The 26,946-nt window shown below is 62.8% G+C and carries 26 protein-coding genes; 23 read left to right on the forward strand and 3 right to left on the reverse strand.

The window, feature by feature from the left end:
* Positions 1-31 precede the first annotated feature (31 nt).
* Together VLJ37_00820 and VLJ37_00825 are read left to right on the forward strand one after the other, a co-directional pair.
* Entirely contained in the window at positions 32-1,165 is a 1,134-nt protein-coding gene (locus VLJ37_00820) for a hypothetical protein (GenBank protein ID HSA58211.1), read from the forward strand.
* The gene (locus VLJ37_00825) at positions 1,162-1,965 is read left to right on the forward strand and encodes a hypothetical protein (protein ID HSA58212.1); all 804 of its coding nucleotides are present in this window, start codon (positions 1,162-1,164) and stop codon (positions 1,963-1,965) included. Before VLJ37_00820 ends, VLJ37_00825 begins: the two co-directional genes overlap by 4 nt.
* Here the strand turns inward: VLJ37_00825 and VLJ37_00830 are convergent.
* Positions 1,943-6,232, reverse strand: a complete 4,290-nt coding sequence (locus VLJ37_00830) for a sigma 54-interacting transcriptional regulator (protein HSA58213.1) — start codon at positions 6,230-6,232, stop codon at positions 1,943-1,945. The genes VLJ37_00825 and VLJ37_00830 overlap by 23 nt on opposite strands.
* Before the next feature lie 80 nt (positions 6,233-6,312).
* Here VLJ37_00830 and VLJ37_00835 point away from each other — a divergent pair, with 80 nt between their 5' ends.
* On the forward strand, positions 6,313-6,459 hold the full coding sequence (locus tag VLJ37_00835) for a hypothetical protein (protein ID HSA58214.1): 147 nt from the start codon (positions 6,313-6,315) through the stop codon (positions 6,457-6,459).
* Between the two features lie 38 nt (positions 6,460-6,497).
* A complete protein-coding gene (locus VLJ37_00840) occupies positions 6,498-6,725 on the forward strand; it encodes a hypothetical protein (protein ID HSA58215.1) in 228 nt (75 codons plus the stop codon).
* A gap of 83 nt (positions 6,726-6,808) precedes the next feature.
* Here the strand turns inward: VLJ37_00840 and VLJ37_00845 are convergent, their stop codons facing one another.
* Complete coding sequence (locus VLJ37_00845) at positions 6,809-8,161, reverse strand: choice-of-anchor Q domain-containing protein (protein ID HSA58216.1); 1,353 nt, start codon at positions 8,159-8,161, stop codon at positions 6,809-6,811.
* Positions 8,162-8,185: 24 nt separating this feature from the next.
* On the reverse strand, positions 8,186-8,668 hold the full coding sequence (locus VLJ37_00850; GenBank protein ID HSA58217.1) for a YbaK/EbsC family protein: 483 nt from the start codon (positions 8,666-8,668) through the stop codon (positions 8,186-8,188).
* A 152-nt stretch (positions 8,669-8,820) separates the two neighbouring features.
* On the opposite strand from VLJ37_00850, the gene rpsB reads away from it, so the two are divergent.
* The 19 genes from rpsB to VLJ37_00945 all read left to right on the forward strand — a co-directional run bounded on the left by rpsB (position 8,821) and on the right by VLJ37_00945 (position 26,924).
* Positions 8,821-9,669: a 30S ribosomal protein S2 gene (gene rpsB / locus VLJ37_00855; protein ID HSA58218.1), complete on the forward strand. Its 849-nt coding sequence runs from the start codon at positions 8,821-8,823 to the stop codon at positions 9,667-9,669.
* Positions 9,666-10,520: a translation elongation factor Ts gene (tsf, locus tag VLJ37_00860; GenBank protein HSA58219.1), complete on the forward strand. Its 855-nt coding sequence runs from the start codon at positions 9,666-9,668 to the stop codon at positions 10,518-10,520. The genes rpsB and tsf overlap by 4 nt, the downstream gene beginning before the upstream one ends.
* The gene (pyrH, locus tag VLJ37_00865; GenBank protein HSA58220.1) at positions 10,521-11,228 is read left to right on the forward strand and encodes a UMP kinase; all 708 of its coding nucleotides are present in this window, start codon (positions 10,521-10,523) and stop codon (positions 11,226-11,228) included.
* A gap of 9 nt (positions 11,229-11,237) precedes the next feature.
* On the forward strand, positions 11,238-11,795 hold the full coding sequence (gene frr / locus VLJ37_00870) for a ribosome recycling factor (GenBank protein HSA58221.1): 558 nt from the start codon (positions 11,238-11,240) through the stop codon (positions 11,793-11,795).
* A 1-nt stretch (position 11,796) separates the two neighbouring features.
* Positions 11,797-12,528 (forward strand): isoprenyl transferase, encoded by a 732-nt coding sequence (locus VLJ37_00875; GenBank protein ID HSA58222.1) that lies wholly within the window; start codon positions 11,797-11,799, stop codon positions 12,526-12,528.
* A gap of 38 nt (positions 12,529-12,566) precedes the next feature.
* Positions 12,567-13,364: a phosphatidate cytidylyltransferase gene (locus tag VLJ37_00880; protein ID HSA58223.1), complete on the forward strand. Its 798-nt coding sequence runs from the start codon at positions 12,567-12,569 to the stop codon at positions 13,362-13,364.
* A complete protein-coding gene (locus VLJ37_00885) occupies positions 13,361-14,515 on the forward strand; it encodes a 1-deoxy-D-xylulose-5-phosphate reductoisomerase (protein HSA58224.1) in 1,155 nt (384 codons plus the stop codon). Before VLJ37_00880 ends, VLJ37_00885 begins: the two co-directional genes overlap by 4 nt.
* 7 nt (positions 14,516-14,522) lie before the next feature.
* Positions 14,523-15,890, forward strand: a complete 1,368-nt coding sequence (gene rseP / locus VLJ37_00890; GenBank protein HSA58225.1) for an RIP metalloprotease RseP — start codon at positions 14,523-14,525, stop codon at positions 15,888-15,890.
* A 4-nt stretch (positions 15,891-15,894) separates the two neighbouring features.
* A complete protein-coding gene (gene tsaB / locus VLJ37_00895; GenBank protein HSA58226.1) occupies positions 15,895-16,536 on the forward strand; it encodes a tRNA (adenosine(37)-N6)-threonylcarbamoyltransferase complex dimerization subunit type 1 TsaB in 642 nt (213 codons plus the stop codon).
* Between the two features lie 67 nt (positions 16,537-16,603).
* Entirely contained in the window at positions 16,604-18,364 is a 1,761-nt protein-coding gene (gene ilvB / locus VLJ37_00900) for a biosynthetic-type acetolactate synthase large subunit (GenBank protein HSA58227.1), read from the forward strand.
* 98 nt (positions 18,365-18,462) lie between these two features.
* Entirely contained in the window at positions 18,463-18,957 is a 495-nt protein-coding gene (gene ilvN / locus VLJ37_00905; protein HSA58228.1) for an acetolactate synthase small subunit, read from the forward strand.
* Positions 18,938-19,672 carry a phosphatidylserine decarboxylase family protein gene (locus VLJ37_00910; protein ID HSA58229.1) on the forward strand — a complete coding sequence of 245 codons (735 nt, stop codon included), beginning with the start codon at positions 18,938-18,940 and terminating at the stop codon, positions 19,670-19,672. Before ilvN ends, VLJ37_00910 begins: the two co-directional genes overlap by 20 nt.
* 5 nt (positions 19,673-19,677) lie before the next feature.
* Positions 19,678-20,523 (forward strand): CDP-diacylglycerol--serine O-phosphatidyltransferase, encoded by an 846-nt coding sequence (gene pssA / locus VLJ37_00915; protein HSA58230.1) that lies wholly within the window; start codon positions 19,678-19,680, stop codon positions 20,521-20,523.
* Positions 20,507-22,036 carry a 2-isopropylmalate synthase gene (locus tag VLJ37_00920; protein HSA58231.1) on the forward strand — a complete coding sequence of 510 codons (1,530 nt, stop codon included), beginning with the start codon at positions 20,507-20,509 and terminating at the stop codon, positions 22,034-22,036. The genes pssA and VLJ37_00920 overlap by 17 nt, the downstream gene beginning before the upstream one ends.
* 82 nt (positions 22,037-22,118) lie before the next feature.
* Positions 22,119-22,409, forward strand: a complete 291-nt coding sequence (locus VLJ37_00925) for a hypothetical protein (GenBank protein HSA58232.1) — start codon at positions 22,119-22,121, stop codon at positions 22,407-22,409.
* Positions 22,410-22,411: 2 nt separating this feature from the next.
* On the forward strand, positions 22,412-23,503 hold the full coding sequence (leuB, locus tag VLJ37_00930) for a 3-isopropylmalate dehydrogenase (GenBank protein ID HSA58233.1): 1,092 nt from the start codon (positions 22,412-22,414) through the stop codon (positions 23,501-23,503).
* A complete protein-coding gene (locus tag VLJ37_00935; GenBank protein ID HSA58234.1) occupies positions 23,500-24,516 on the forward strand; it encodes an aspartate-semialdehyde dehydrogenase in 1,017 nt (338 codons plus the stop codon). The genes leuB and VLJ37_00935 overlap by 4 nt, the downstream gene beginning before the upstream one ends.
* Before the next feature lie 22 nt (positions 24,517-24,538).
* Complete coding sequence (locus tag VLJ37_00940; protein ID HSA58235.1) at positions 24,539-26,302, forward strand: hypothetical protein; 1,764 nt, start codon at positions 24,539-24,541, stop codon at positions 26,300-26,302.
* 16 nt (positions 26,303-26,318) lie between these two features.
* Positions 26,319-26,924, forward strand: coding sequence for a hypothetical protein (locus tag VLJ37_00945; GenBank protein ID HSA58236.1), 606 nt, complete (start codon positions 26,319-26,321; stop codon positions 26,922-26,924).
* The last annotated feature ends 22 nt before the right edge of the window (positions 26,925-26,946 follow it).

The following is a 26,946-nucleotide window of genomic DNA, read 5'->3' on the forward strand; positions in this document are numbered from 1 at the left end:
CCCCTTGCTTATTCCCTTGAGGGGGTTCATCATGAAACAAATGTCATTCAAGGCGATCCTGCTGGGCTTGGTTTTGGGCCTTCTCGCGGCCGGGTGCGAAAACCCGAACGACGGAGCGCAGGAGGTTCGGGTCCGCCGAGAGTCCTCTCGCAGCATGGATCGGGTCTCGCAAGAGGTCGCGGCCCCCGGTCCCGCGGATTCCGGCACCGGCGAAGATCCAGTGATCGCGCCGACCACTCCCACCGGAGTCACGGGCATCGATGTCGAGACGCCTCCCCCCTCTGAACCCGATGTGATTGACGAGGTCGGACACGACACGGCTCCAACGCTACCGCCGCCTCCCGTGGTCCCCGCCTGCACGCCCGTCTCCGCCGAGATCGCGTGTGCCGATCAGGATTGCGGTACGGTCGACGACGGTTGCGGGGCCACCTTTGAGTGCGGCACCTGCGCGGCGCCCGCCACTTGCGACACCGAGCATGACACGATCTATCCCACGAACGTCTGCCGCGTGACGGGCGACCCCGCCGAACAGTGCCGGCCGATCCCCGGTGGAAGCGGCCTCTCCCGGTGCACGCTCGGGTCCGACACGTACTGCCGCGAACTCTTCGGCCGGGTCCGGCCTTGTCCCAGTGAGATCGTTCCGACTCCACCCCCGGCCGAGGATTCCAGGATCGACATGATCTTTGATTACGCGGAGCAATGCCGCTGGTTGTCACCCGCAGAGTGCGCGCGCCGGGACCCCAATTTCGGCGGCTACGCGAGCGTCGCGCCCTACCGAAGTCTTTGTCAGGAGTCTAGACCGTCCGGCTGCCTCCGCGACCAAAATATCCTGCCCACTGCGAACGACCGTACCCCGCTGACGCTCGATGATTTTATGAAGTTGGAATCCATTATCTCCGGGGCGCGTACCGTGTGCCGGGAGACTTTGGACAGAGAGGGTTATGAGGCATGTCGGCGCAAGGACGTCGAGACCCACCCCGCGCCCTACTATCCCTGGGACCCGGATCGGAGGCTGTATCGTCAACTCCAGGCAGGGGATCACGAGCAGTGGTACGAGTTTGCGCCGCGCTTGCTGGGTCATTACGAAGCCTATTGCGGAAACGATCCGATCGCCTGCCTGGTCCGTTATGCCCCTCAGCGCCCGGCGAGACCGGAGGCCTTGTGAAGCCCCGATTTTCCCCTCTTTTTTCGACCCTTCTGGCGCTGGCGATCTCGGGTTGTCTCGCGAATACGTCACCGGCCCCCTCGGGAGGGGCCGAGGAGATCGTTCGGAGCGATCCGGCCACGCCTCCTCCGGATGCCGCCGTGGCGGGTCCGGTTGCCGAAGCGGGTCCGAATGTCCTGGGGCCGAGGGTCGACAGCGAAAGGGTGGGCGAGGGGCTGATCGCTTACACCGCCTTTTACGGTCCGGGATTTTCTCAGCCGGTCCCTGTGGGAGGCGTCTCCCTCTTGCTCTTCGGCGGCCGCCTCGAGCTGCCCCTCCTGGTGAAAAAACTCGTGACCGATCTGGCCGACGGGACCGTGGCGGCGAACCCGGAGCCCGGCCTCCAGATCCGTCTCATTCATGAGTATTCGGATGCGGCGGGCGTCCGGCGTTTCCGGTCTTGCGATACGATGACCGGGCCGGTCCGGCCCGACGGGCGCAATGCCGCCTTCACGGGACTCAACCTGGGCGAGGGGGGACAGGCCCATCTCTTCCTCGTCCTGCCGGGACCCTCGGTCGTCATCCCGACGGCGGACTTCAGCGCGGCCTGCGCCGACCTGTCGGACGCCTCCCGCCAGACCTACGTCATGGGTGACACAGTCGTGAGCGGTGGACGGTACGAACATCTCGGGACGTTTCCATTGATGCTTATGCTTGATCTGGGGCCCTCTCGGACCGGCGTGGAGTCCCCCGAGATCCTCACCCCTCCGGGCCTCGTCCCCTACGTCAACCCGACCGTCACCCCAGATTTTTCTCTATGAAGTCCTTGAGTTTTCGGGAATCGGCCGGAATCCCGTAGCCCTCCAGTTTCGTATAGAGATGCCGCCGCGACATCCCCAAGGCCTCCGCGGCCTTGCCCTTGTGGTAGCACTGGTCGCGGATCGCGCGCAGGATCCTCTCCAAGTCCGGCGTCATTTCGGTTTTGGAAGTCCCGGCGGCTGTTGACGGCGAGGCGACCGGCGCCAGTTTCGGCGGCGGCGCACCCGTGAACAGGGCGTCCTTGAATTCGAGGGACTTCCTCGTGATCATTCCATCCTCGGCAAAGATCAGGGCCGTTTCCAGGGTCTGTTGCAGCTCGCGCACGTTGCCGGGCCAAGGATAGGACATCAGGAGTTTCAGGACGTCCGGTTTCAGTTTGGCTTTGCCTTTGAGGAAGTGCTCCGCGAGCAAGGGCAGGTCCTCGAAACGTTCGCGGAGCGGGGGCAGTTTCACGGTGATTCCGTTCAGACGGAAGAAAAGGTCTTCTCGGAATGTTCCTTCCGCGACGAGTTTTCGCAAATCCTTGTTGGACGCCGACACGACGCGCACGTCCACCTTGATTACCTGATGCGAGCCCAGCGGGCGAATCTCGCCTTCCTGCAGAAATCGCAGGAGTTTGGCCTGGAGGTTGACGCTCATGTCGGCGATCTCGTCCAAAAAGATCGTCCCCTTGTCGGCGTAGTGAAGAAGCCCCTTCTTGTCGGCGGTCGCGTGAGTGAAGGCCCCTTTCTTGTGGCCGAAGAGCTCGCTCTCCAAGAGGGACTCGGGCAGGGCGCTGCAGTTCTCGGTGACGAACGGCTGGTTCTTTCGGGAACTGTTGAAATGAAGGGCCCGGGCGATGGACTCCTTGCCCGTGCCCGTTTCGCCGAAGATCCAGACGGGGATCTTCGTGTCGGTGACCTTGTCGACCAAGGTCAGCACGTCCAGCATTCTCGGCGAGCGGCCGACGACGTCGCCGTACTCGTTCTTGAGCTTGAGGCGCGTCTCCTTCACCTCCTGAGCCAGCCGCTCCATCTGGCTCGCCTGTTCGTCCACCCGGGTCGACAGGTTTTCGTTCTTGTCCTTCAGCTCCTCGATCAATCGTCCTTTTTGGAGCGCGATCGCCGCGAGCCCCGCGAAGAGTTTCAAAGAGCGGAGGACGTCTCCCTGGAAGAGGCCGTCCTTTAGGGGATGGTCCAGGTAAAACACGCCCAGGATCCCCTGCGGGCCGGGAACGGGAAGGGCCAGGATTGACTTGAGTTGGCCCAGGTGCACGCTCTTGGCGTCCCGGAAGCGCGGGTCTTGCAGGGCGTTGTCGGTGGCCACGGGTTCTCCTGTTTCCATCGCGCGGTGGACCACGGAGAGGCTCAAGACGTGCTCGGAGCTCTTGAGCGATTCGCGGTTTAAGTTGCGCGCGACCGCCACCGTGAAACCGGGGACCGGGCTCTCCGGCTCCGGCTCGTCCGCCCGCAAGAGCAGGAATCCGTGCTGCGCGCGTGCGAGTTCCATCGCCGAATCCATGAGCCTCCGAAGGACGATGTCCATGTCGGTCTCGCGAAGCAGTTCGCGTTCGAGCTCGGCCAGGCGCGCGGCGATGGGCTCCCAGTCGAAGGGGAGGGGCGGGCTTGTTTCCATAACATTCTCCTTGGGTTTTGATCTCTTGACGGAACCGGCCTTGAAGGCGGCGGGGAGGTCTTGTGTCTCTCCGACGGCGGCCCGTGCGAGTTCCAGGTTCTTCCGGCACTCCTCCCGCTCTTTTTCCAGGCTCAGCATTTCAAAAATCTCGAAGGCCTTCGGCAGAAGCTCCAGGGCCTCGCCCAAACGGCCTTGCCGCCGGGCCAAGACGCCGAGGTTGTGCCAGGCTTGGGCGAGGAGGGCGTCGTTGTCGAGGCGGAGGGCGATCTCCTCCGCTTTCGCGTAGGCGGCCTTCGCGCGTTCGGGGTCGCTCTCCAGGGACAGGTTCCCCTCTTGAAGGAAACAGGCGAAGACGCCTTGCTCGAAACCGTCTTCTTCATAGAGCGAACGGGCCAGGTCGAGATGTTCGAACGCGCGCCCCGGATCGGCCTCCGCGAGGTGCCGGTGGATCTCCGCGCGGCGCCGCCCCTTCGACTCGGCGAGCGAGAGGGCCTTGTCCAAATTCCCCAGGAGCATGTGGGCGCGCGTGAGAAAGGGGCGTTGGTCGGCGTCCGTTTCGTCGCCGGTCTCGAGACAGCGGCGGAGGCGCCCGGCGGCCTCGTCATCCCGGCTCAAGTTCTGATGCAGCATTCCGGTGAAGAACCAATACTTGACCGATTTCAAGGACGGGGGGTCGTTGTCGGGCCCGAGTGCGAACCACTCCTCGGCGGCCTCGAGCGCCTCTTCATATTGGCCCAGGTCGTTCAAGAGGCTCATCTTCTCCTTCAAGAGCCGTGCGGTCTCGACCTGGGCGTTGCCGTCGCCGCGCAGGAGGTCGATCGCGCGGCCGACGAGTTTCAGCGATTCCTTCTTCCGCTCCTGCGTCCACAAGAGGTCCGACACGGGCCGGGCGAGGGCGGCAACGGTCGCCGCGTCCTTGACGGCCAAGGCGTGATGGAGCCGCTGCGGAGAGACGCCTTTCAAGATCCGAAGCCAATGGCGATGAATCTCCAAGGTCTCGGAGGGGATCAGGAGTTCCTCCATGACCTCCGGCAGCAGGGGGAGGGCCGGCGCGTAGGTTCCCGTCCCGGGATCGAACCTCAGAAGCTGGCGTTCGGTCAGGCGGGAGAGGGATTCGGGATGCGGGATGAGTTCGGTCGCGACGGGCCTGTCCGCGGCGGCGATGAAGGCCAGGGCCGCCTTCTCCGGCTCGGGAAGGGCCAGGACCTTCCAAAGCAGGATCTCTCTCCAAGACCGGACGCTTTCGACGTCTTCCGGCGACTCGCCGGCGCGGAGACGGCTCAAGACCTCGATCAGAAGGCCGGGATTGCCGCCGGTTTGGCGGAACAGATCTCCGGCCACGTCTTCTGAAAAGTGAAAGGCACCGCCTGAGGCCGAGCGGATGAGATGGAAGGCCTCGTCGCGGCCCAGGTTCGCGAGTGGTAGATCCGCCACTTCGGGCCAGCGCGAGAGGCCTGCGAGAAACTGGCGCCGCTCGGCGTCGGCGAAATCGTCGTTCCATTCCAAGACCGCCACGCGGCCCTGCGCGGGAAGGCCGCTTCGTCTGAGACTCAAGAGCCGGGAGAGTTCGGTGAGGGAGAGGGTCTCCAGGGAGCGGAAAAAATAGACCCCGTCCGGCCCCTTCTCGCTCAAGACGCGGAAATTCCCGTCGCGCCGCTCGAAGACGGGAATTCCCGCGAGCGCGGCTTGAAAGGCGACCTCCCTCAGAAACCTCTTTTTCCCCGTCCCCGTGGACCCGTGAAGGGCGAAGAGCTGGGATTTGTCTTTGATGTTTTTCAGGGCCTCCGCGACGCGCTCCAGGCGGGGGGAGGCGCCCCAAAAGGTCAGGGAGTGAAATTCCGCGGGACGCGAGGGTTTCGGCGACGTTCCGCCCCGGAGGGCGCTCAAGGCCTCTTCCGCGCGGGAGAAGCGCCGGGAGAGGTCGTTTTGGATCAGACCGTCGATCACGCGGCAGACGACGGAGTGGGAGGCCTCCAAGGTGGGCGCGGTTTCCACGAGGGAGGGCGCGTCGGCCGACATCATTTCGTGAAGTCCGGCGGCCCCCGCCCGCGGATGACGCCGGGCCAGGGCTTCATAGAAAACCGTGCCCAAGGCGAAGAGGTCGGAGGCCGGACCCTGAATCCCTCCCAGCCTCTCAGGGGCGAGATAGGGGACCGTGGCCGCCTCGATCGCGGAGGCATCTTTCCCCATGATCGCGGCGAGTCCGAAGTCGAGTAATTTCAAACGTCCGTCCCGGTCGATCAGGAGGTTGCGAGGCGAGAGGTCCCCATGCAGGACGCCTTGCCGATGAAGATATTCGAGGGCTTCGAGGCCTTGGACGAGCCAACGAAAGACGGTCTCCGGATTTGCCTCGCGCGAGGCGGACAGGAGATCCGATCCGTCGACATATTCCATCCAATAACAGGGGCCGCTGTCCTTGCCGAAGACCATGTCGCTCTGGGGGGAACAGCCGAGGATCGAGACGATGTGGGGATGGCGGAGCTTGGAGAGGAGGAGGACCTCCTTTTCAAAGACGGACGCTGAGAGAGACGCGGAAGAACGAAGGACCTTCAGCGCGACCCGCTCACCGGCCGGGGTCCGGGCGATGTAAATATCCCCAACCCCTCCCGATTCGAGACGACTCTCAACCCGCCACATGCGCCGAGTATAGCCCATAGTGAGAGATTGTGAGCGCATAATTATCTCTCAACCTGTTAAGTAATTCTTATAATCAATGTAATTACAATAACTTACATTTGGCATTCATCTTGCTCTTTATCCTCTCGAGGACGGCCGAGGAGAACCGCCACATTGAAAAGATGGCCCAAGCCGGAAGGGGACTTCAGCAAATTCAGAGCACGTACAGCCTGGGCGCGGATCTGCCGCCGCCGGAAGAAGAATAGGAACGACAACCAACGGGAAACAATAACAAGGAGGATACATGGACATCACACCCAGACCCGGAACCACCGCCTGGAGACAGGCCGTTCGAAGCGGCGACGTCGTCAACATGCCGGAGACCGGCACCCGTCTCAGCGGGACGTCGGCCGGAGAGAGGGCGGACCTGGAGCAGCGTGCCCGCGCCCTCGTCGGGGAGAGCGGCCCCACGCGGACGGCGGCCCACGGGACCACGGTCCACGGCTCGGCGACGCGCGCCAACCATCGCTGACGTTCGCAGAGGCGCCAAAAAAAAGGCCCGGTCCCCCAAGGGGCCGGGCCTTTCATGCCCTCGATCGAAATCTCGAGTTGAAGCTAACGGATCAAGCTGCAGCCGCCGCCGTCACCGCCACCACCCGTCGTTCCTCCGGTGGTGCCGCCCGTCGTCCCTCCCGTGGTGCCCCCGGTCGTGCCGCCCGTGGTCCCGCCGGCGGCCTCGATCTCGACGGCGCCCGCGTCGCAATCCGCCGTGCCGTCGCCGTCCCCGTCCTCGGGACGTCCCGAGCCGCGCTGGTCCTCCGTGAGGGCGGCGGCCGCGGCGTCGGTGCAGTCGGCCGCGGGGACGAAGTCGATGGCGACACTGCCTCCCGGCAGCTTATGAGTGGGCGTCGGACCGCCGTTGTTCTGAAGGGTTGCATCGATGATTGTTCCGGCCACGTCGTTTTGATCCGAACCGTTGGTCAAGAATGTCGTTGTACAGGTCGAGTCGTTGCTTAAGCTGTGGCCGAGGGAGACGACCGGGTTGGAGCCCGCGGCGAGACCGCAGTTTTGGGCGGCGCCGGCGACAACGTTGTCGGCCAGAATACTGTTCTTGATGGTGAAGGAAAAGCCTCCCCCGTTGATGGCGCTCCGGATTCCTCCGCCGAGGCTGCCGGCTGTGGTCACTGTGTTACCCGCGATCGTCGAATTGATGATCGTCATCGACCCCGTGAAGGCGTCGATGCCGCCTCCCCCTTCATTCCCATTCCCGCCGCCTGCGGTGACGGTGTTGCCGGAAAAGGTGCTGTTGGTGATGAAGGCGCTCGCGGTTTCAAAAAACAATCCTCCGCCTCTTGTCCCGGACGCGGTGTTGTTGGAGATGGTCGAGCCGTTGATCGTGATCGTGTCGCCGGCGGCGTTGTCGGCCGAGATGCCGCCTCCGTCGTTGGTCGCCCTGTTTCCCGTAATGTCGCAGTCGGTGATGGTGAGCGGGACGGCGAACGCCCGGATCGCCCCTCCGTTTTCGCCCGCGCCTCCCGTGAGTTTAACGCCGGAAATGGCCAGAGCTCCGTTGCCATTGGCCGTGATGAGGTTGGCCTCCTTGGTGGGATTGTTGGTGAAGGCCCCCTGGATCGTCGTCACGTCCGCGCCCGCCCCCTCGATGATCAAGGATTCGGTGACGTCAAGATCACCCTCCGTCCCGACCACGGAGCCCTGATTTTGCGTCTCGGCGGCCCGATCCAGAGTCAATGAGTAGGTCCCCGCGGGAAGGATGATCCTGTCCTGGGCGGCATCGCCGTTCGCCTTGATGACGGCACCCCGCAGACTGCAATCATTGGCCGCCCCGCTGCAGACCTGAAATCCGGCGCCGGCTTCATCGGTCGTTACGTCGACGGTGTAATCCAGCGCTCGAAGCCTTGCAGGGACGAGCAGGCAAATGCTTAGGAAGGCGAGGCCAAAGATTTTCATGGATCCCCCTGGGTTAGGGACCCATTAAGCCAGATATTCTCGCCAATTTCGAGCGAAATGTGCCTTCTGCGGCTCGGCCATCTTCTCCCAGTCCGCGTACTTCATCCGGACCGCGTCCTCGTGGGTGCCGGCGTTGAACTCGATCTCGTCGTCGTCCGAGAGGTCCGTCTCGGAGTAGACCGGCATGTTGTAGAGACGGCCCATCGGCGGCATGGCGCCCAATTCGCAATCCTGGAAGGCCTGCTGCAGCTCGGATTCGCTGGCGAAGTGCAGGTTCGGGTGGCCGGTGAGCCTCCGCGCCTCCCGGATGTCGATGAAGTAGGAGGCGGGCAGGACCATCATGTAATAGGCCCCGTCCTCGCGCATGACGACCACCTTGGCGACCTTGTGGCCGTCCACGTTCTCCCTCTGGGCCAACTGTTCGGCAGTCATCGTCGGGGGGTGGTGCCGGACCTCGTACCAGACATTGGATTTATTGAGATACTCTTCCAAGGCTTGTGGTATCATACGGGCACCTCCTGGTAGGCTGTTCTTTGTCTAAGAATATCACGACCCTGAGCCCCCGGGTTACAGTTTTTTCTTGCATAAACGGGGTGATGGATGTATCCGAAAACGCTCAATTTTTCGAATACCCCCCGTAAGGAGAATGTATGGTCGAAATGTCCGTCAAAGAAATGCTCGAAGCCGGTGTCCACTTCGGTCACCAGACGCACCGTTGGGACCCCCGGATGAAGCCGTTCATTTTCGGCTCCCGGAACGGCATCCACATCATCGATCTTCAGAAGACGGTCGATCTCTGCCGCGAGGCGTGCGCCTTCATCGCCAAGACCGTGTCCGAGGGCGGCAACGTCCTCTTCGTCGGCACCAAGCGCCAGGCCCAGCCCATTATTGAAGAATCGGCCAAGCAGGCCCAGATGTTCTACGTCAGCCATCGCTGGCTGGGCGGGACGCTCACCAACTTCAAGACCATCCAGACCTCCATCAACCGCCTGAAGGACCTCGAAAAGAAGAAGGAAGACAACGCTCTCGAAGGATTGACCAAGAAGGAAAAGCTCATGGTGGAGCGCGAGATCATCAACCTGACGAAATCCTTCGGCGGCATCAAGGACATGAACCGTCTTCCGGCCATCATCTTCATCGTCGATCCGCACAAGGAAGATATCGCCCTCCTGGAGGCCAACCGGCTGAAGATTCCGGTCGTTGCGATCGCCGACACCAATTGCAATCCCGAGGGCATCGATTACCTCGTGCCGGGCAATGACGACGCCATCAAGTCCATCCGTCTTTTCACCGCCAAGGTCGTCCAGGCCTGTTTGGACGGGATGGCCCAGCGCGAGAACGTGCTGCGCGACCGCATCGCGGCAGAGTCCGGCGCGGGTACCCGCGAGGCGGCGGGCGGACGCGGCAAGGCCTTCGTCACCAAGGCGGAGGCCTATGAGGCGGAGACGGACGGGGAGTACACGGCCGGCCGCGCGGCCTCCGAGATCGCCAAGGAAGGCGCCGTATGACGGAGATTTCCGCCGAGAAGGTCCGCGAGCTCCGGGAAAAGACCGGGGCCGGGATGATGGATTGCAAGAGGGCTCTCGCCTCGGTGGGCGGCGACATGGAGAAGGCCATCGACCACCTTCGCAAGGAGGGGGTCGTCAAGGCGGCCAAGAAGGCCGGCCGGGCCACATCCGAGGGCTTGGTCGGCGTTTCCATCGGGCCCGACAAAAAGGCCGCCGCGATCGTGGAAGTCAATTGCGAGACGGATTTCGTCGCGCGCACGGATCAATTCCAAAATTTCATCAATGTCCTGGGCGAGCACATCGTCAAGGCCAGGCCGGCCGATCTGAACGCCCTCCTGGCCCAAAAGTTGGGCGACGGGACGGTTCAAGACGTCGTCAACCAGCTGGTCGCCAAGCTTGGGGAGAACATGGCGGTCCGCCGGTTCCGCCTCCTGCAGGCGGGGGGCGGCGAGGTGCTGGCGTCCTACATCCACGCCGGGGCCAAGATCGGTTCGGTGATCCGCGTCAAGGGCGCCGCGGATGAGGCCCTCGTGCGGGACATCGCCATGCACACTGCCGCCATGTCGCCGCGCTTCGTGGACCGCGCGCAGGTGCCGGCGGCGGTTCTGGACCGCGAAAAGGACGTCCTCAAGGCGTCGCCGGAGCTCGCGGGCAAGCCCGAAAACCTCGTCGACAAGATCCTGCAAGGCAAGTTGAACCGCTTCTTCAGCGAGGTCTGCCTGGCCGATCAGCCCTTCATCAAGGACACCACCGGCAAGAAGTCCGTCGGCGACTTTCTCAAGGAAAAGGCCGCCGGGGCCCAAATCGTCGAAATGGTCCGTTTCCAGGTGGGTGAAGAAGCCGCCGCCTAAATGCCAGCCGCCCATTACAAACGCGTCCTCCTCAAACTCTCCGGCGAAGCGATGGCCGGCTCCGGCAATTTCGGAATCGACCCCGACGCCGTCCGCAAGCTCGGCCGGGAAATCAAAGGGGTCCACGACCTGGGGATCGAGATCGCCATCGTCATGGGCGGCGGCAATCTCTTCCGCGGCTCGCAGGTGCCCTGGATGGACCGCGCGACCGCCGATTACAGCGGCATGCTCGGGACCGTCATCAACAGCCTGGCCCTCCAAGACGCCCTCGAAAAGATGGAAGTCTACACGAGGGTTCTCACCGCCATCGAGATGCAGCAGATCGCCGAGCCCTACATCCGCCGCCGGGCCGTCCGGCACATGGAAAAGAAGCGCGTGGTGATCTTCGCGGCGGGGACGGGCAACCCGTACTTCTCCACCGACACCGCCGCCTCGCTGCGCGCCATGGAGGTCCGGGCCGAGGTGATCCTGAAAGGCACGAAGGTCGACGGCGTCTACTCGGCGGACCCGTTCAAGGACAAGAAGGCGAAAAAATTCTCGAAGCTGACGTATCTGGACGTGCTCAAGAAGAACCTGCGCGTGATGGACGCGACCGCCATCTCGCTCTGCATGGACAATCAGCTGCCCATCGTCGTGTTCGATCTGTTCAAGAAGGGGAATCTGAAAAAGGTCGTCTGTGGGGAGAATATCGGAACAACCGTCTCGTAAGGGGGGCTCATGGATCCGAAAATCCAATCCGAAACAAAGCAAAAAATGGACAAGACCGTCGAATCCTTGCGCGGCGAATTCTCCAAGCTCCGGACGGGGCGGGCCTCGGTCGCCATCCTGGACGGCATCCGGGTCGACAGCTACGGGAGCCTCATGGCCTTGAATCAGGTGGCGAGTCTCTCGGTCTCCGACAGCCGCACGATCGTCATCACGCCCTGGGACAAGTCGCTCCTCCAGGAGATCGAGCGTTCGATCCACAAGTCGGAGCTGGGCCTTCAGCCGGTCAACGACGGCAAGCTCGTGAGGCTTTCGATCCCGCCCCTGACGGAGGAGCGGCGCAAGGACCTGGTCAAGGTGGCCAAGAGGGTGACGGAGGAGGCCCGCGTTTCGATCCGGAACGCCCGCCGCGAGGCGAACGAGACGGTCAAGAAGGTGCAGAAGGACGGCAAGATCTCCGAGGATGACCTGAAAAAGTGGGAGACGGAGATCCAGAAGATGACCGACCAGTACATCGTCCAGCTCGACACCGTTCTCGCCAACAAAGAAAAAGAGATCATGGAGATCTGAGGTGTCTCAAGATCTCAAAAAACTCCCCCAGCACATCGCCATCATCATGGACGGCAACGGCCGCTGGGCGAAGGCCCGCGGATTGCCGCGCATCGAGGGCCACCGTCGGGGCAGCGAGGTCGTCGACGAGATCACGACGGCCTGCCGCGAGATGGGAGTGCGCTACCTCACGCTCTACGCCTTCTCGATGGAGAACTGGGCCCGGCCCAAGGACGAGATCACGGCCCTCATGGCCCTCCTCAAGGATTTCCTCGTCAACAAGCGCCCCAAGCTCCTGAAGAACGAGATCCGCCTTCTTTCGATCGGCGACGTCGAGCGGCTCCCGCCGGACGTGCTCAAGACCCTGCGCGAGACCGAGGCGGCGACGAGCCATCTGGACAAGATGTTCTTGATCCTCGCGCTCAGCTACAGCGCCCGGGACGAGATCATGAGGGCGGTGAATGAGCTTTTGAAGGAGAAGGAGCGGGGTGACTTCCGCGACAACTTCATCTCCGTCGGGCGGTTTTCCGATTACCTGGACACGGCGGGCATCCCCGATCCCGACCTGCTCATCCGGACGAGCGGGGAGCGCCGGATCAGCAATTTTCTCCTCTGGCAGGCCGCCTACGCCGAACTTTATTTTTCCGAGACGCACTGGCCCGACTTCAACCGCGAGGAACTCGTCAAGGCCGTCGACGAATACCAGCGCCGGGAACGCCGGTTTGGCAAGACATCGGAACAGATTGCCGTGTAGGGGCGAATCTTGTATTCGCCCCGGTAGGCGAACCCCCCATGCTCATCAAACGCATCGTCACCGTCCTGATCGGCGCCCCGTTCGTGATCGGGGCGATCTTTGCGCCCATGACGTGGGTCTTCAAGTCCTTCGTCCTTCTCTGCCTCCTCTTCGCCCTATTTGAGTTTTTCACCATCGTGGCCCTTCCCCCCCGCGAAAGGGCGGTCGCGGTTTTTCTGGGCGTCCTGCATACGGCCTTCCTCCTGTTTTGTCCGGCGACGGAGCGGTGGCTGCTCCTCGAGCTCACGGGGATCGTCGTCCTGTCTTTCGCCTATTACTGCCTGGCCCCCAAGGAGACGGCCGAGGTCCAGGCGCCGAAGATCGCCTTGACCGCCCTGGGCGTCCTTTACATCGGGACGTTCGGGGCCTTCGTGGGCCTACTGCGGGACCGCGAATACGGCGTCTTCTGGGTCTTCGCCCTCCTGGCCATGACGTGGCTGAACGACACCTTCGCCTATTTCTTCGGCCACAAGCTCGGACGCCGGAAGCTCGCGCCCAAGATCTCGCCGGGAAAGACCGTGGAGGGTTTTGTGGGAGGGTATCTGGGAACCTTCACGGGCTTTCTCGTCTTTTGGAAACTGCTGGCGAACGACCTGACGTTGGCCCAGGGATTGATCCTGACCCTCTTGGTGGGGACCTTCGGGCCCCTGGGCGACCTGTGCGAGTCGCTGATCAAGCGGGGCTTCCACGTGAAGGACTCCGGGAACATCATCCCCGGCCATGGAGGGATGTTGGACCGGATAGACGCCTTGCTTTTCACGGCACCCGTCGTTTATTGGTATTCCCACTTTCTATGAAGAAGATCGTCATTCTTGGGAGCACGGGTTCGATCGGAACCCAGACGCTCGACATCGTCGCGCGGCATCCGGAGCGCTTCGAGGTCGTCGCGCTCGCGGCGGGGAAAAACGTCGATCTCGTCGTTGAGCAGGTCCGCGCCTTCCGGCCCAAGCGGGTCTCCGTGGCGGGGGCCGGCGAGGCCGGGTTGCTTCGGGGGCGTTTGAAGGGCGAAGCGGTCGAGATCCTTTTCGGGGACGAAGGGAATTGCGAAGTTGCACGGTCCTCCGAAGCCGACTTCGTCGTGTCGGCGATCGTCGGGGCCGCGGGGCTGCGGCCCACCATGGCGGCCCTGGAAGCCGGCAAACCCGTCGCCCTCGCCAACAAGGAGAGCCTCGTCATCGCGGGCGAGATCATGACCCGCATGGCCCGCGAAAAGAACGTCCCCTTGATCCCCATCGACAGCGAGCACAGCGCGATTTTTCAGGCCCTGGCGGGTAACCGGCGCGAAGACGTCAAGCGAATCATTCTCACGGCCTCGGGCGGGCCGTTCTTTCAGCGGTCGAAGGAATCGCTCGCGACCGTGACGGTGGACGAGGCCCTCAAGCACCCCAATTGGAGCATGGGGCCGAAGATCACCGTCGACAGCGCGACGCTCATGAACAAGGGGCTCGAGGTCATCGAGGCGACGTGGTTTTTCGACGTGCCCCCCAAGAAGGTGGACGTGCACGTGCATCCGCAGAGCATCGTACATTCGTTCGTGGAGTACATCGACGGCTCGGTGATCGCGCAACTGGGCGTGCCGGACATGCGGTGCGCCATCTCCCACGCCATGGCCTATCCGGAGCGCGTCACGTCTGGGGTCGCAAGCCTGGATCTTCTCAAGGTCGGCACCTTGAGTTTCTTCCCGCCGGATTTTGAAAAATTTCCGGCCTTGAAGCTCGCCTATGCCGCGGCGGAGGAGGGGCGGACGATGCCGGCGGTCCTGAACGCCGCCAACGAGGTCGCCGTCGCGCGGTTCCTCAACCGCGAGCTGGGCTTCAACGACATTCCGAGACTTGTCGAGAGAACGATGAACCGGCACAACCCCTTCGCCCTCAAGACACTCGAGGACGTCCTCGAGGCCGACGCCTGGGCCCGGCGAGAGGCCAAGACCCAGCCGGCGGCCGCCTGAAACGACTATGACGATACTCTATTTCATCCTCACGTTGGGTGTCCTTGTCTTCATCCACGAGTTCGGGCACTTCCTCGCCGCCAAGAAACAGGGGATCGGAGTCGAAAAATTCTCCCTGGGCTTCGGCCCGAAGCTCTTCGGCTTCCGCCGCGGAGAGACGGAGTACAAGGCCTCGGCCCTGCCGTTCGGCGGTTACGTGAAGCTCATGGGCGAGGACCCCAACGACTCCGAGAACGCGAAAATTCCCAGGGAGAAAAACTATTCGGCGCGTCCCGTGTGGCAGAAGATGATCGTCGTCTTCGCCGGTCCCGCCATGAACCTGATCCTGGCGCTCGCCATCATGCCGCTTGTCTTTCTCGTGGGACGGATGGAACCCAAATTCCTGGACGAGAAGCCGGTCTTGGTCGGGGTCCGCGCGGGTTCCGGAGGGGCGGACGCCGGCTTGCAGCCGGGGGATGAGATCCTCGAGATCGACGGCCGGTCCATGGCCACGTGGCGCGACGTGTTGGAGACGGTCGTCCTGCAGGCGAACAAGACGGTGACGCTGAAGGTGGGGCGCGGCGGAGAGACGCTTTCCCGGACGGCGGCCGTCGAGGAGTCGAAGGAGACCAAGGCGGGGACGCTCGGCATCGAGCCGTCTTATTTTATCGGCAACGAGCCCCTCGTGGACGAGGTCGTCCCGGGCGGCCCAGCCGACAAGGGCGGCGTGAAGCCCGGCGATGAGATCGCGGCCGTGGACCAGCAGCCGGTCGCGACGTGGACCGATATGACCGACAAGGTGGAGGCGGCCCAGGGCAAGGTCCTCGCCATCACGGTGCGGCGGGGAGGGGACCTGCGCACCGTCTCCGTGACCCCGGCCTACGACACGGGCATGAAGAAATGGCTGATCGGCATCCGCAAGGACGCCTCGCGGCACACGGAGCATTTCTCCCTCAAGCGGTACGGTTTCGCCGAGTCCCTCAAACGCGGTTTCGAAGAGAACGTCCGGTTGACGGGACAGACGCTCTCCGTCTTGAAGCGGCTGGTCACGCTGGATCTCTCCTATAAGGCCCTGGGAGGTCCGATCCGCATCGCCCAGGCCTCGGCGATGGCGGCCAAGTCCGGGCTTTCGGACTTTCTGTATTTCCTGGCTTTCTTGAGCATCCAGCTCGGCGTTTTGAATCTCCTGCCGGTCCCCGTCCTCGACGGCGGGCACTTTCTCTTCTTCGCGGTGGAAGGCGTCATCCGGCGCCCGGTTCCGGCGAAGGCGCGCGCGATCGCGGAGCAGGCCTTCTTCTTCCTCCTCATTTCGCTGATGCTGCTCGTGACGCTTAACGACGTCGACAGCGTCTGGGGCTTCCGCGAGATCCTGGGAAAGCTTCGCAACATCTTTTAGTTTCGTGAAAACACTAGGCATCGAGACATCCACCCTGACCGGAAGCGTCGCGCTGGTCGAGGACGGCCGGTTGCTGGGCGAAACCACGCTTTCGGTCTCGGTTCGCCATTCGGAGAGGTTGATGCCCGCGATTGAACACCTTCTGAGGGACGCGGAGGTCGCGCCTTCGGAGATCGACCTCTTCGCCGTCGCGGAAGGACCGGGCTCGTTCACCGGGCTTCGGATCGGGATTGCGGCGGCTCAGGGACTCGCCCTGGCCCATGGCCGGCCCGTGGCGGGCGTTTCCACGCTCAAGGGTTTGGCGATGAACGCCGCCGTGTTTCCCGGGCTTGTCGTTCCCCTCCTCAACGCCTTTCGGGGCGAAGTCTACTTCGGCGTCTACCGCATGGAGGGGGGGAGGCCGGTTCCCGTTCAGGAGGACGCGGTCCTGCCCGTCGCCGCTTTCTTGGAACGTTTCCGCTCTCTCGAAGGCGATACGCTCTTCCTCGGCGATGGGGTTGGTCTGTTGAAGGGGGACGGCGATCCGATGAAGGGACGGATGGCTCCGGCCCTCTTTGATGCCCCCAGGGCGGCCAATATCGCCCTTCTCGCCGAAGGTTCATCACCCTCCGCGGTTCTGCCCCGATACCTTCGAAAGCCCGTGTGAGCGGGCTAAAGCCCCGAAAACACCTTGACAAAGAACTCCCCGGACGGCCTAATGATTTCAATAGGTTATGAGTACATCCCCCACGAAAATCCAGTCGAACGAGATCTTGACGAAACCTGCGCCCGTCAAGATGACGGGGGCACAAATTTTTCTCAAGACTCTCGAGGACTTAGGCGTCGACACGATCTTCGGCTATCCAGGCGGCGTCCTCCTGTACGTCTACGACGAGATCTTCAAGCAGGATAAGATCAAACACATCTTGGTGCGCCACGAACAGGGCGCGACCCACATGGCGGACGGCTACGCCCGCGTGACGGGCCGCCCCGGCGTTTGCCTGGCCACCTCGGGTCCCGGGGCCACGAACACGGTGACGGGGCTCGCCACGGCGATGATGGACTCGGTGCCCATGGTCTGTTTCACCGGGCAGGTGCCCGTCCCGTTGATCGGCAACGACGCCTTTCAGGAGGCGGACATCGTCGGCATCACGCGTCCCTGCACCAAGCACAACTACCTGGTCAAGGACGTGAACGACCTGGAGCGCATCATCCACCAGGCCTTCTACATCGCGTCGACGGGCCGTCCCGGACCCGTCCTGGTGGACATCCCCAAGGACGTCACGCTCGCCACGGCGGAATACAAGGGGATCCGGAAAGTCGACATGCGCGGGTACAAACCCCAGGTCCTGCCCGCCTCGGGCAACATGGAAAAGGCGGTCGAACTGATCTTTGAATCCGAACGGCCCGTGCTCTACATGGGCGGCGGCATCGTCGCCTCCGGCGCCTCGGAGTTGGTGAAGAGGTTCGCCGAAAAACTGAACCTGCCGGTCGGCATCACCCTCATGGGCCTCGGAGGGTTCCCGGGCTCCCACGAGCTCTCGATGGGCATGATCGGCATGCACGGCGGCTATTGGGCCAACATGGCGATGAACAACGCCGACCTCCTGGTCGCCCTGGGCCCGCGCTTCGACGACCGCGTGACCGGCGACTTGAAGAAGTTCGCGGTGCGCGCCAAGAAGATCCATCTGGATATCGACGCCAGTTCCATCGGCAAGAACGTCGCCGTGGACGTGGCCCTGGTGGGCGACGCCAAGCAGGCGTTGGAGAAGCTTTTGGCGATCGTCGAACGCGATCCCGAAAGGGCCCGCAAGTACCGCGAGTCCATCCGGGCGTGGCACGGCCAGATCAAGAAGTGGCGCGAGGAGCATCCCATCTACTACCCGCAGGACATGAAGGGCGAGCTCCGGCCGCAGTACGTCATCCAGAAGATCTACGACGTCACGGCCGGGGAGTGCATCGTGACCACCGACGTCGGTCAGCACCAGATGTGGACGGCGCAGATTTTTCCGTTCAACAAGGCCCGCAAGTGGTGCACGTCCGGCGGATTGGGGACGATGGGCTACGGGCTGCCGGCCGCGCTTGGCGCCCAGATGGCCTGTCCGGACGAGACGGTCTTCTGCATCTCCGGGGACGGGAGCATTCAGATGAACATCCAAGAGCTGGCGACGGCGGTCCAGTACAAGCTCCCGGTCAAGACGGCCATTATCAACAATTTCTACCTGGGCATGGTCCGCCAATGGCAGGAATATTTCTACGGACACCGCTATTCGGAGTCGGATCTGACCGCCGGCATGCCGGATTTCGTCAAACTCGCCGAGGCCTACGGGGCGGTGGGGCTGAAGTGCAGCAAGCCGCGGGACGTCGAGCCGGTGCTGCGTGAGGCCCTCAAGGTCAAAAAGCCCGTTCTGATCGACTTCCAAGTCGCCAAAGAGGAGAACGTCCTCCCCATGGTGCCCGCTGGAAAAGCCCTAGACGACATGCTACTCGCTTGACTCGGAGGGGGCTTCGCCCCCTTCCGACGCCCAAGGACCGGCAAAGCCGGATCCTTGGGCTGCCTCCCCCAATACAGGGGGACGAAGTTGGAGAAGCTATGGAAAGAAAACACACGATCTCAGTTTTGGTTGAAAACGAATTTGGGGTCCTGGCTCGTGTTGCCGGTCTTTTTTCATCTAAAGGGTATAATATTGATTCATTGTCGGTCTCGGAGACCACCGACCCGACGCTCTCGCGGATGACCATCGTCACGCACGGCAGCGACCAGATCGTGGAGCAGATCATCAAGCAGCTGAACAAGCTCGTGAACGTGATCACGGTGGAGGACCTGACGCGCGAGCGCCACATCACCCGCGAGATGTGCCTGATCAAGGTCAAGCCCGGGGCGAAGGCGGAGGTCTTGAAGATCGCCGAAAGGCTCGGGGCGCGCGCCTTGGAGAACAATGCCCACGCCGTCGTCGTGGAGGTGACCGGCGACGAAGAGGACCTGCACAAGGCCCTGGAGGCCCTCAAGCCGCACGGCATCATGGAAGTGGTCCGCACGGGGATGATCGCGATTCAGAGAGGGGAACATGTCCTTGTCGGGGGCTGACACGGATGTCTCGCAGGTTCCGGTCATGCGGGGCGGGATGGGGATCGCCCGCGAAGGGATCCCCTTCATCCTGATCGCCCTGGGCCTCTCCGCGGTCGTATTCATCCTGGCCGGCCCCGTCGCGGGGGCCGTTTCGCTCGCGCTGCCGGCGTTCGTCGTCAATTTTTTTCGCGACCCGGAGCGGACCCCGCCGCCGGGCGAGGATCTCGTCGTGTCGCCTGCGGACGGGAGGGTCATCTCCGTCGCCGAGGTGGATGAGGGCCGCTATCTGAACCGGCGCATGAAGCGGATTTGCGTGTTCATGAACGTCTTCAACGTGCACGTGAACCGCGTCCCCATCTCGGGCTGCGTGGAAACGGTGCGCTACAATCCGGGCAAGTTCCTCATGGGTTACGCGGAGAAGGCGTCGCTCGACAACGAGCAGAACGCGATCGTAATCCGTGTCGCTTCCCGCGACACGGCGCTCGCTACAGCTCGTGAAGGAAGCCAGAAATCCGACGGGAGGGACGTCCTGTTCGTCCAGATTGCGGGTCTCGTGGCACGCCGGATCGTCTGTTACCTCAAGGGCGGCGAACGGGTGACGCGCGGGGAACGCTTCGGCCTCATCCGGTTCGGATCGCGGGTGGATGTCTATCTGCCCCCGCAGGCGGAGGTTCGGGTGAAGACGGGCGACAAGGTCAAGGCGGGTCAATCCGTTTTGGGGAGGCTCACGTGAAAAAAATGCAACTCAAGAAAAGCATCAACTTGGTTCCGAGTCTCTTTACGACGGGCGGGCTCTTCTTCGCCTTTTTTTCGATCGTCCGGTCGATCAACGGCGACCACCACACGGCCGCCTGGGCGATTCTCTTCGCGAGCCTCTGCGACGCCATCGACGGACGCATCGCGCGGATGACCAAGACGCAGAGCGATTTCGGCAAGGAGTACGATTCCCTGGTCGACTTGTCGTCGTTCGGAATGGCGCCCGCGATTCTCATGTACACCTGGACATTGTCCGGGTTTCGGCCCGTCGGCTGGTTCCTGTCCTTCTTGTTTTTCGCCTGCGCGGCCTTGAGGCTTGCGCGTTTCAACGTCCAAACGGCGCCCGAACGCCAGGACAAAAAGGAGAAGAAGCTCAAGTTCAGCGGATTGCCGACGCCCGGCGCGGCGTGCCTGCTGGCCACGTTCGTCCTCTTCCACGAGGCGGTCTTGGGGACCGAGTCCCCGGTCAAAAGCATCGCGGCCCTGGTGATGGTGCCGCTCCTGGCCGTCCTCATGGTGAGCAGCGTCCGTTACCGGAGCTTCAAGGAATACAACATCCAGAGGAACAACTATTTCTACATCCTGATCGGGGCCGCGATAATGATCGGCATCATTGCCATCGACCCGAACATCGTCCTGTTCGGCGGCTTCATGGTCTACGCCCTGTCCGGTCCGGCCCTATGGCTGCTGCAACTGAGGCAGCCTCGCGCCGAAAGGGTTTCGGAACGGGGCGAAAGGACCAAAACGAAAGGACGGCGCTTCACCGTCATACCGATGAACGGAAATGACGGAGAGGCGAGGAGAGAGGATTATGAGCAACGTAGTTAAGATTTTCGACACGACCTTGAGGGACGGTGAGCAGTCGCCCGGTTACAGCATGGACACCGGGGAAAAGATCCGGATGGCCCAGCAGCTCGCGCGTTTGGGGGTCGACATCATCGAGGCCGGGTTCCCCATCGCGTCTCCGGGCGATTTTGCTGCTGTGCAGAAAATCGCTCGGGAGGTCGCCGGCCCGACGATTTGCGGGCTGTCTCGGGCGAACGCGGCCGATATCGACGCTTGTTGGGGGGCCATTCAGGATGCGCCCAAGCGCCGGATCCACACCTTCATCGCGACCTCGGACATCCACCTCAAGTACAAGCTGCGCAAGTCCCGGGAACAGGTCTTGGAGGACGCCGTCGCGGCCGTCCGTCGCGCGAAGGGTTACACGGACGACGTCGAATTCTCCGCCGAGGACGCGACCCGGAGCGACCGGGAGTATTTGGCCAAGGTGTTCGAAGCCGTCATCACGGCTGGCGCATTGACCATCAACGTGCCCGATACGGTCGGTTACACGATCCCGTCGGAGTACGCGTCGTTGATCCGCTATTTGATGGAGACGGTTCCGAACATCGGTCGGGCGACCGTGAGCGTGCATTGCCACAACGACTTAGGGTTGGCGGTCGCGAATTCGCTGGCCGCCATCGAGAACGGGGCGCGCCAGGCGGAGTGCACGATCAACGGGATCGGCGAGAGGGCCGGGAACGCGTCGATGGAAGAGATCGTCATGGCCCTCAAGGTCCGCGAGAACCGTCTGGGGCTGACGACCAACATCGCAACCGAGCAGATCTACCCGACGAGCAAGCTCCTGACGCACATCACCGGCATCTCCGTCCAGCCGAACAAGGCGATCGTGGGAGCCAACGCCTTCGCGCACGAGTCGGGCATCCATCAGGACGGGTTGCTCAAGAACGAGATGACGTACTCGATCATGACGCCGGAGTCGATTGGGTTGACGGAGCATAAGTACATCCTGGGCAAGCACTCCGGCCGGCACGCCTTCCGCACGCGCTTGAAGGGGATGGGGTTCGACCTCTCGGACGACGAGATGGAGGAGGCGTTCAAGCGTTTTAAGGAGCTGGCGGACAAGAAAAAGGCGATCTTCGAGGAGGACCTCGAGGCCATCGTCACGAGCCTGGTCCGGACGGTTCCCGAGACTTATGCCCTCAAAGGCGTCGAGGTCTCCTGCGGGACAAAGAAGAAGCCGCGCGCAGCCATCGAGATCACGAAGGAGGGCAAGAAGCTCAAGGCGGTCGAAACCGGCGCCGGCCCCGTCGACGCGGTCTTCAAGGCCCTGAAGAAACTCTCGAAGTTCAAGGGCAACCTGGAAAAGTTTGTCGTGACGGCCGTGACCGGCGGGACGGACGCCCAGGGCGAGGTGATGGTGGAGCTCCAGCAGAACGGCCATACCGTGCGTGGCGTGGGCTCGCACACGGACATCATCGTCGCCTCGGCGAAGGCCTACATCGCCGCCTTGAACCGGATCGAGCACATCGAGAAAAAGGTCTCGGCCCAGCTCTAGCAGCCCCGGAATTAATTCCGGGGCTGGATGTCCGGGATTGTCACGGGCACAGCCACCGAATTAATTCGGTGGCTTTTTCGATATGGCGAACTGTTATTCCTGCGGAACGGAGATTCAAGTCGACGGCATCGTCGGGCGCCGGGATACCTGCCCGAAGTGCCGCCGTGACCTCCGCTGCTGCAAGAATTGCGAGTTCTACGACGCCAACTCCTACAACGAGTGCCGGGAGCCGGTCGCGGAGCGGGTGGTGGACAAGGAGGCGGCTAATTTCTGCAGCTTCTTCCGGATGGCGTCGGAGCGGTTGAAGGAGGCTTCCGTGGCGGATGAGTCGAAGCGGAAATTGGAAGAGTTGTTCAAGAAGAAAGGGAATTGAGGATGAAAAAGGCGAAGATCTTGATTCTGGCGGGAGACGGCATCGGTCCCGAGGTGATGGAGGAATCCGTTCGCGTGCTGGAAAAGGCGCTCGAAGGCTCCGGACTCAAGTTGAACCTCGAAAAGGATGTTGCCGGCGGGTGTTCCATCGACCGGAGCGGCATTCCGCTCACGCCCGAGACGCTCAAGAAGGCCAAGAAGGCGGATGCCGTCCTTCTGGGCGCCGTCGGGGGCCCTCAGTGGGACAATCTTCCCCACGACAAGAGGCCCGAGCAGGCCCTTCTGGGCCTTCGAGCCGGGCTCAAGCTCTTCGCGAATCTTCGTCCGGCGAAGATTCTGCCGGCCCTCGCGAAGGCCTCAACCTTGAAGGAGGACGTCGTCGGCGGGATCGACCTCCTGGTCGTCCGCGAGCTCACCGGGGGTATCTATTTCGGAAAGCCGCGGGGCATCAAGGAGACGGGGAAAGGGAAGAAGGGATTCAACACCGAGGTCTATACGACGCCGGAAATCGACCGGATCGTGCGGTCCGCCTTCGAGGCGGCGCGGGCGCGACGCAAGAAGGTCACGTCCGTCGACAAGGCGAACATCCTGGAGAGCTCCATCCTCTGGAGGGAAACGGCGGCGGCGATCGGCAAGGATTATCCCGAGGTGACCCTCGAACACATGTACGTGGACAACTGCGCCATGCAGCTCGTGCGGAATCCAAGGCAATTCGACGTCATCGTGACGACCAACCTTTTTGGGGACATCCTCTCCGACGAGGCGGCCATGCTCACGGGCTCCATCGGCATGCTACCCTCGGCCTCGCTCGGGGCCAAGAAGAACCGGTTGGGGTTCCCGCAGGGTATGTACGAACCGGTTCACGGGAGCGCCCCGGACATCGCCGGGAAAGGCGTTGCGAATCCGCTGGCCACTATTCTATCGTGCGCCCTCATGGTACGGTACTCGTTGGGCCGCGACGACGTCGCCGGGCGGATCGAAAGGGCGGTCGAGAAAACGCTCGAGGACGGCTTCCGCTGCGGTGACATTCAGGAAGAGGGAAAACAACAGATCGGTACGCGGGAAATGGCCGGGAAAGTGATGGAGAGACTGTGAAAAAGCAAAAATATAATCTGGCGATTCTGGGAGCGACCGGGGTGGTCGGCCGGGAGATGATCGAAATCCTCGCGGAGAGAAAATTCCCCGTCGGCGAGCTCCGTCTCTTCGCCTCTGAAAAATCGGTGGGCGAGGAGATCGAGTGGGAGGGCAAGCCCGTCAAGGTGAGGCTTGTCGGCGACAACGCCTTCGCCGGCATTGACATCGTCATGGGCGACACGCCCACCGCCGTTTCGAAGGAGTTGATTCCCAAGGCCGTCGCCCAGGGCGCGGTCGCCGTGGATTGCTCCAGCGCCTTCCGGATGGACCCGAACGTTCCGCTCGTCGTCCCGGAGGTCAACGCGGCCGCCATCGCCCGCCACAAGGGCATCATTGCGGGCGCCAACTGCTCCGCGATTCCGGTCGCCGTGGCCGTCAAGCCCATCCATGATCAATACGGCGTCAAACGGCTCGTCCTCTCCACCTACCAGTCCGCCTCCGGGGCGGGGAAGGGCGGCACCGACGAACTGGCCCAGCAGACCACGGCCCTCTTCAGCCAAAAGGACCCGGTCCTGAAGGTCTTTCCGTACCGGCTCGCCTTCAACGTCATCCCGCAGATCGACAGTTTTCTGCCGGGGGGGGACACCAAGGAGGAGGCGAAAATCGTCGAGGAGCTGAAAAAGATGATCGAGGCCCCGAACATGGGCGTGACGGTCACGGCGGTTCGAGTGCCGGTCTTCGTCGGCCATTCCGCCGCCGTCAACATCGAAACGGAGAAAAAGGCGCAGGCCTCCGAGGTCCGCGAGCTCCTGCGCAAGATCCCGGGAGTGGTCGTGAAGGACGAGCCGGCCAAGAAGGAATACCCGCTCCCCATCGAGGCCGCGGGCCAGGACGAGGTCTACGTCGGACGTATCCGCGAAGACGCGTCGATCCCGAACGGCCTCAATCTTTGGGTGGCGGCGGACAATCTGAGGAAAGGCGCCGCCTTGAATGCGGTGCAAATCGCGGAAATCCTCATTGAAAAATACCTCTAAAATATCCGTAGGGGCGATCCTTGTGATCGCCCTCACGATGCCGGCATCGGTTTCCGCCTTCCCCGACCGGGAAAAAGCTTCGCTCAGCCTCGTCAGCTCCCAGGCCACGTCCTTCATCGCCCAGAGCGACCGTTTTCTCTTCCTCAGCTTCTCCAACAAGATCTTTCGCATCGACACCGAGACCTTCGCGTTAACGTCCGAGCAGGTCCCGCTCCTGGAAGGGGACGAGAACGAGGGGATTGCTGACACGGGCGGAGACGTGACGGGGCTCTCCATCCGCGGAAACTCGCTCTTCGCGGCCCAGAGCGACGGTGACCTCCTGACGATCAACCTGGACGACCTGGCGGCCGAGCCGGACGCCTTTCACGTGATCGACGGATCGTTCGGCGAGATCGCCGCCGATCCCGAGGCCGCTGCCTCCGACGACCAGGTATATCTCCTCAATCCCGGGGGCAACTCCGTCGTCGTGTTCGATACGGGCGACGAGACCTCGGGCTCGGTGACTTTCGTGGACGGTTTGGGCTCTCCGGTCTCGCCGGAGGCCATCGTCTTCGTCCCGTTCGTCGGTGGAAACGACAAGATCTACGTCACCAGCAACCGGGGGCTCGTTTTCGTGCTGGCGGAGGGTGCGGTGAGCCTGTCCGGGACGATCACGATCTCGGCGACGAACAAGGATCTTCCGGCCGCGGCCGCGACGCCGGACGGGGATTTTCTGCTTGTCGTCGACGCGACGGACAAAGTTGTCCATGTGATCGATACCGCCACCGATACCCTGGTGGATACGGACCCGATCGAGGCCGGCGTCAACCCCATCCCCCTGTCTCCAAATTCGGCCCCTTCGGCCATCGCCGTGACGGAGGTCGCCCGTCCGGACGACCTGTACGCCTATATTTCGGGCTCTTCGGGCCTTTCGGTCATCGACCTAAACCTCAACATCGGCGGGTTTGGGATCCCCGAGGTCATCGACTTCAACGACGGTGGTTCGGGGGACGACACAAACGACCCTCTCACCCTGTCTTCGACGCCGCATGATCTCGTGGCCTCCAGTGTGGACGACGGCTATGTGTACGCCTCCGTCAGCAACGCGAATGTGTCGGTCATCACCGACAAACCCTTCGTCAGCATTACGGGCACGTCCTTGGGCGACGGGACCTTTTCCGAGGGGGAGAGCGTCGCACTGACCTTTCAGACCGACGTGACGGGGAGCTTTCGGGTCACGGTCGGCGATGAAACGACGCAGGTCGCCTCCGGAACGGTGGACACGGCCGGCGTGGACGTGACGACGCCGGACATCGCCTTTGACGCGGGCCTTTTCGGGGAGGGGGCGAACCGCGTCTTCGTCTTCGTCACGGACGCGGACGGCCTCACGGGCCGCGACGCCGTCGACATCACGGTCGACACGCCTCCCCCGGGGATCGAAGTGATCAGCACCTCCTTTGGGGACCAAAAAATTTTCCTGACCTTCCGGCGTCTGGATCAGAGCGACATCGACCATTACAACCTTTACGTGGACTCGAACGCCGAGGCCGTGGGGAGCAAGTCGGAGATCGCCGGGACGATCACCCAGCCCTCTTCGGGCGACGAGGTCAAGGCCAAGGTCACGGGCCTCGAGAACGGCGTGACGTACTTCATCGGCCTTGAGGCGGTGGACACGGCCGGCAACACCGGAGCCCGCACGACGACGTTCCCGGACGGGACGCCCGTTTCGGCGACCCCGGAGGCAACGGTGGGGCTTGCGGAGGCAGTGGGGGAAGGGGGCTGTTCGCTCATTTATGGCCGTCCTTAAGCGGTTATTCATTTTCATGATGTTGTTCTGGCCTGCGGCCTTGCCGGCGGCGGAAAATACGCCTCAATGGTTCTCCCTGGAATTCAAGGCGGGCGCCTGGTTTCCGACCAACGGGACGACGCGCGGTTCCCTCGGCACCGTTTCCCCCACGGGTTCGATCGAGTTCGGATTCCTGTACAAATCGAAGTTCGGGGCGGAGCTCGGGGTCGGCCTCCTGATGGAGGACGGGACCGCCTTCGGCGCGACGTCGGGCGCACCCTCCGGGGACAAGTTCAACCTGCTCCTGATTCCCGTCCACAACAGCTTCGCCTTCCGGGCGGATTTCAGGGAGGACCAGCTCCTGGTCCCCTACGTGAAGGCGGGACCGGATTACGTCTTTTTCCGGGAAACCCTGAACGGTGGCTCGACCAGCGGGTTCAAGTTCGGGCTTCACGGGGCGGCGGGGCTTCAGATCCTGCTGGACCGGCTCGACCCGCTCTCGGACTTCATGGAGAACGAGATGGGAGTGAATGACGTCTATTTCACGATCGAAGGACGCTACGGCTGGATCAACAACTTCGGCGGGGGCGGATTGGACCTCTCGAACCTCACGGCGACCGGTGGATTCCTCTTCGAATTTTAGAGCCTGTTAGCGACGAAGGAGC

The sequence above is a fragment of the bacterium genome, from assembly GCA_035454885.1.
Classification (GTDB): domain Bacteria; phylum UBA10199; class UBA10199; order JACPAL01.

Excerpts from the sequence above, each read along its gene's own strand:
- VLJ37_00845 (HSA58216.1), bottom strand. The coding sequence starts at position 8,161 with ATGAAAATCTTTGGCCTCGCCTTCCTAAGCATTTGCCTGCTCGTCCCT.
- pssA (HSA58230.1), top strand. The coding sequence starts at position 19,678 with ATGCAACTCAAGAAAAGCATCAACTTGGTTCCGAGTCTCTTTACGACG.
- VLJ37_00945 (HSA58236.1), top strand. The coding sequence starts at position 26,319 with ATGATGTTGTTCTGGCCTGCGGCCTTGCCGGCGGCGGAAAATACGCCT.
- rpsB (HSA58218.1), top strand. The coding sequence starts at position 8,821 with ATGTCCGTCAAAGAAATGCTCGAAGCCGGTGTCCACTTCGGTCACCAG.
- VLJ37_00910 (HSA58229.1), top strand. The coding sequence starts at position 18,938 with ATGTCCTTGTCGGGGGCTGACACGGATGTCTCGCAGGTTCCGGTCATG.
- VLJ37_00920 (HSA58231.1), top strand. The coding sequence starts at position 20,507 with ATGAGCAACGTAGTTAAGATTTTCGACACGACCTTGAGGGACGGTGAG.
- rseP (HSA58225.1), top strand. The coding sequence starts at position 14,523 with ATGACGATACTCTATTTCATCCTCACGTTGGGTGTCCTTGTCTTCATC.
- VLJ37_00925 (HSA58232.1), top strand. The coding sequence starts at position 22,119 with ATGGCGAACTGTTATTCCTGCGGAACGGAGATTCAAGTCGACGGCATC.
- VLJ37_00820 (HSA58211.1), top strand. The coding sequence starts at position 32 with ATGAAACAAATGTCATTCAAGGCGATCCTGCTGGGCTTGGTTTTGGGC.
- ilvB (HSA58227.1), top strand. The coding sequence starts at position 16,604 with ATGAGTACATCCCCCACGAAAATCCAGTCGAACGAGATCTTGACGAAA.
- VLJ37_00850 (HSA58217.1), bottom strand. The coding sequence starts at position 8,668 with ATGATACCACAAGCCTTGGAAGAGTATCTCAATAAATCCAATGTCTGG.
- VLJ37_00880 (HSA58223.1), top strand. The coding sequence starts at position 12,567 with ATGCTCATCAAACGCATCGTCACCGTCCTGATCGGCGCCCCGTTCGTG.
- VLJ37_00830 (HSA58213.1), bottom strand. The coding sequence starts at position 6,232 with ATGGGCTATACTCGGCGCATGTGGCGGGTTGAGAGTCGTCTCGAATCG.
- pyrH (HSA58220.1), top strand. The coding sequence starts at position 10,521 with ATGCCAGCCGCCCATTACAAACGCGTCCTCCTCAAACTCTCCGGCGAA.
- VLJ37_00840 (HSA58215.1), top strand. The coding sequence starts at position 6,498 with ATGGACATCACACCCAGACCCGGAACCACCGCCTGGAGACAGGCCGTT.
- frr (HSA58221.1), top strand. The coding sequence starts at position 11,238 with ATGGATCCGAAAATCCAATCCGAAACAAAGCAAAAAATGGACAAGACC.
- ilvN (HSA58228.1), top strand. The coding sequence starts at position 18,463 with ATGGAAAGAAAACACACGATCTCAGTTTTGGTTGAAAACGAATTTGGG.
- tsf (HSA58219.1), top strand. The coding sequence starts at position 9,666 with ATGACGGAGATTTCCGCCGAGAAGGTCCGCGAGCTCCGGGAAAAGACC.
- VLJ37_00885 (HSA58224.1), top strand. The coding sequence starts at position 13,361 with ATGAAGAAGATCGTCATTCTTGGGAGCACGGGTTCGATCGGAACCCAG.
- leuB (HSA58233.1), top strand. The coding sequence starts at position 22,412 with ATGAAAAAGGCGAAGATCTTGATTCTGGCGGGAGACGGCATCGGTCCC.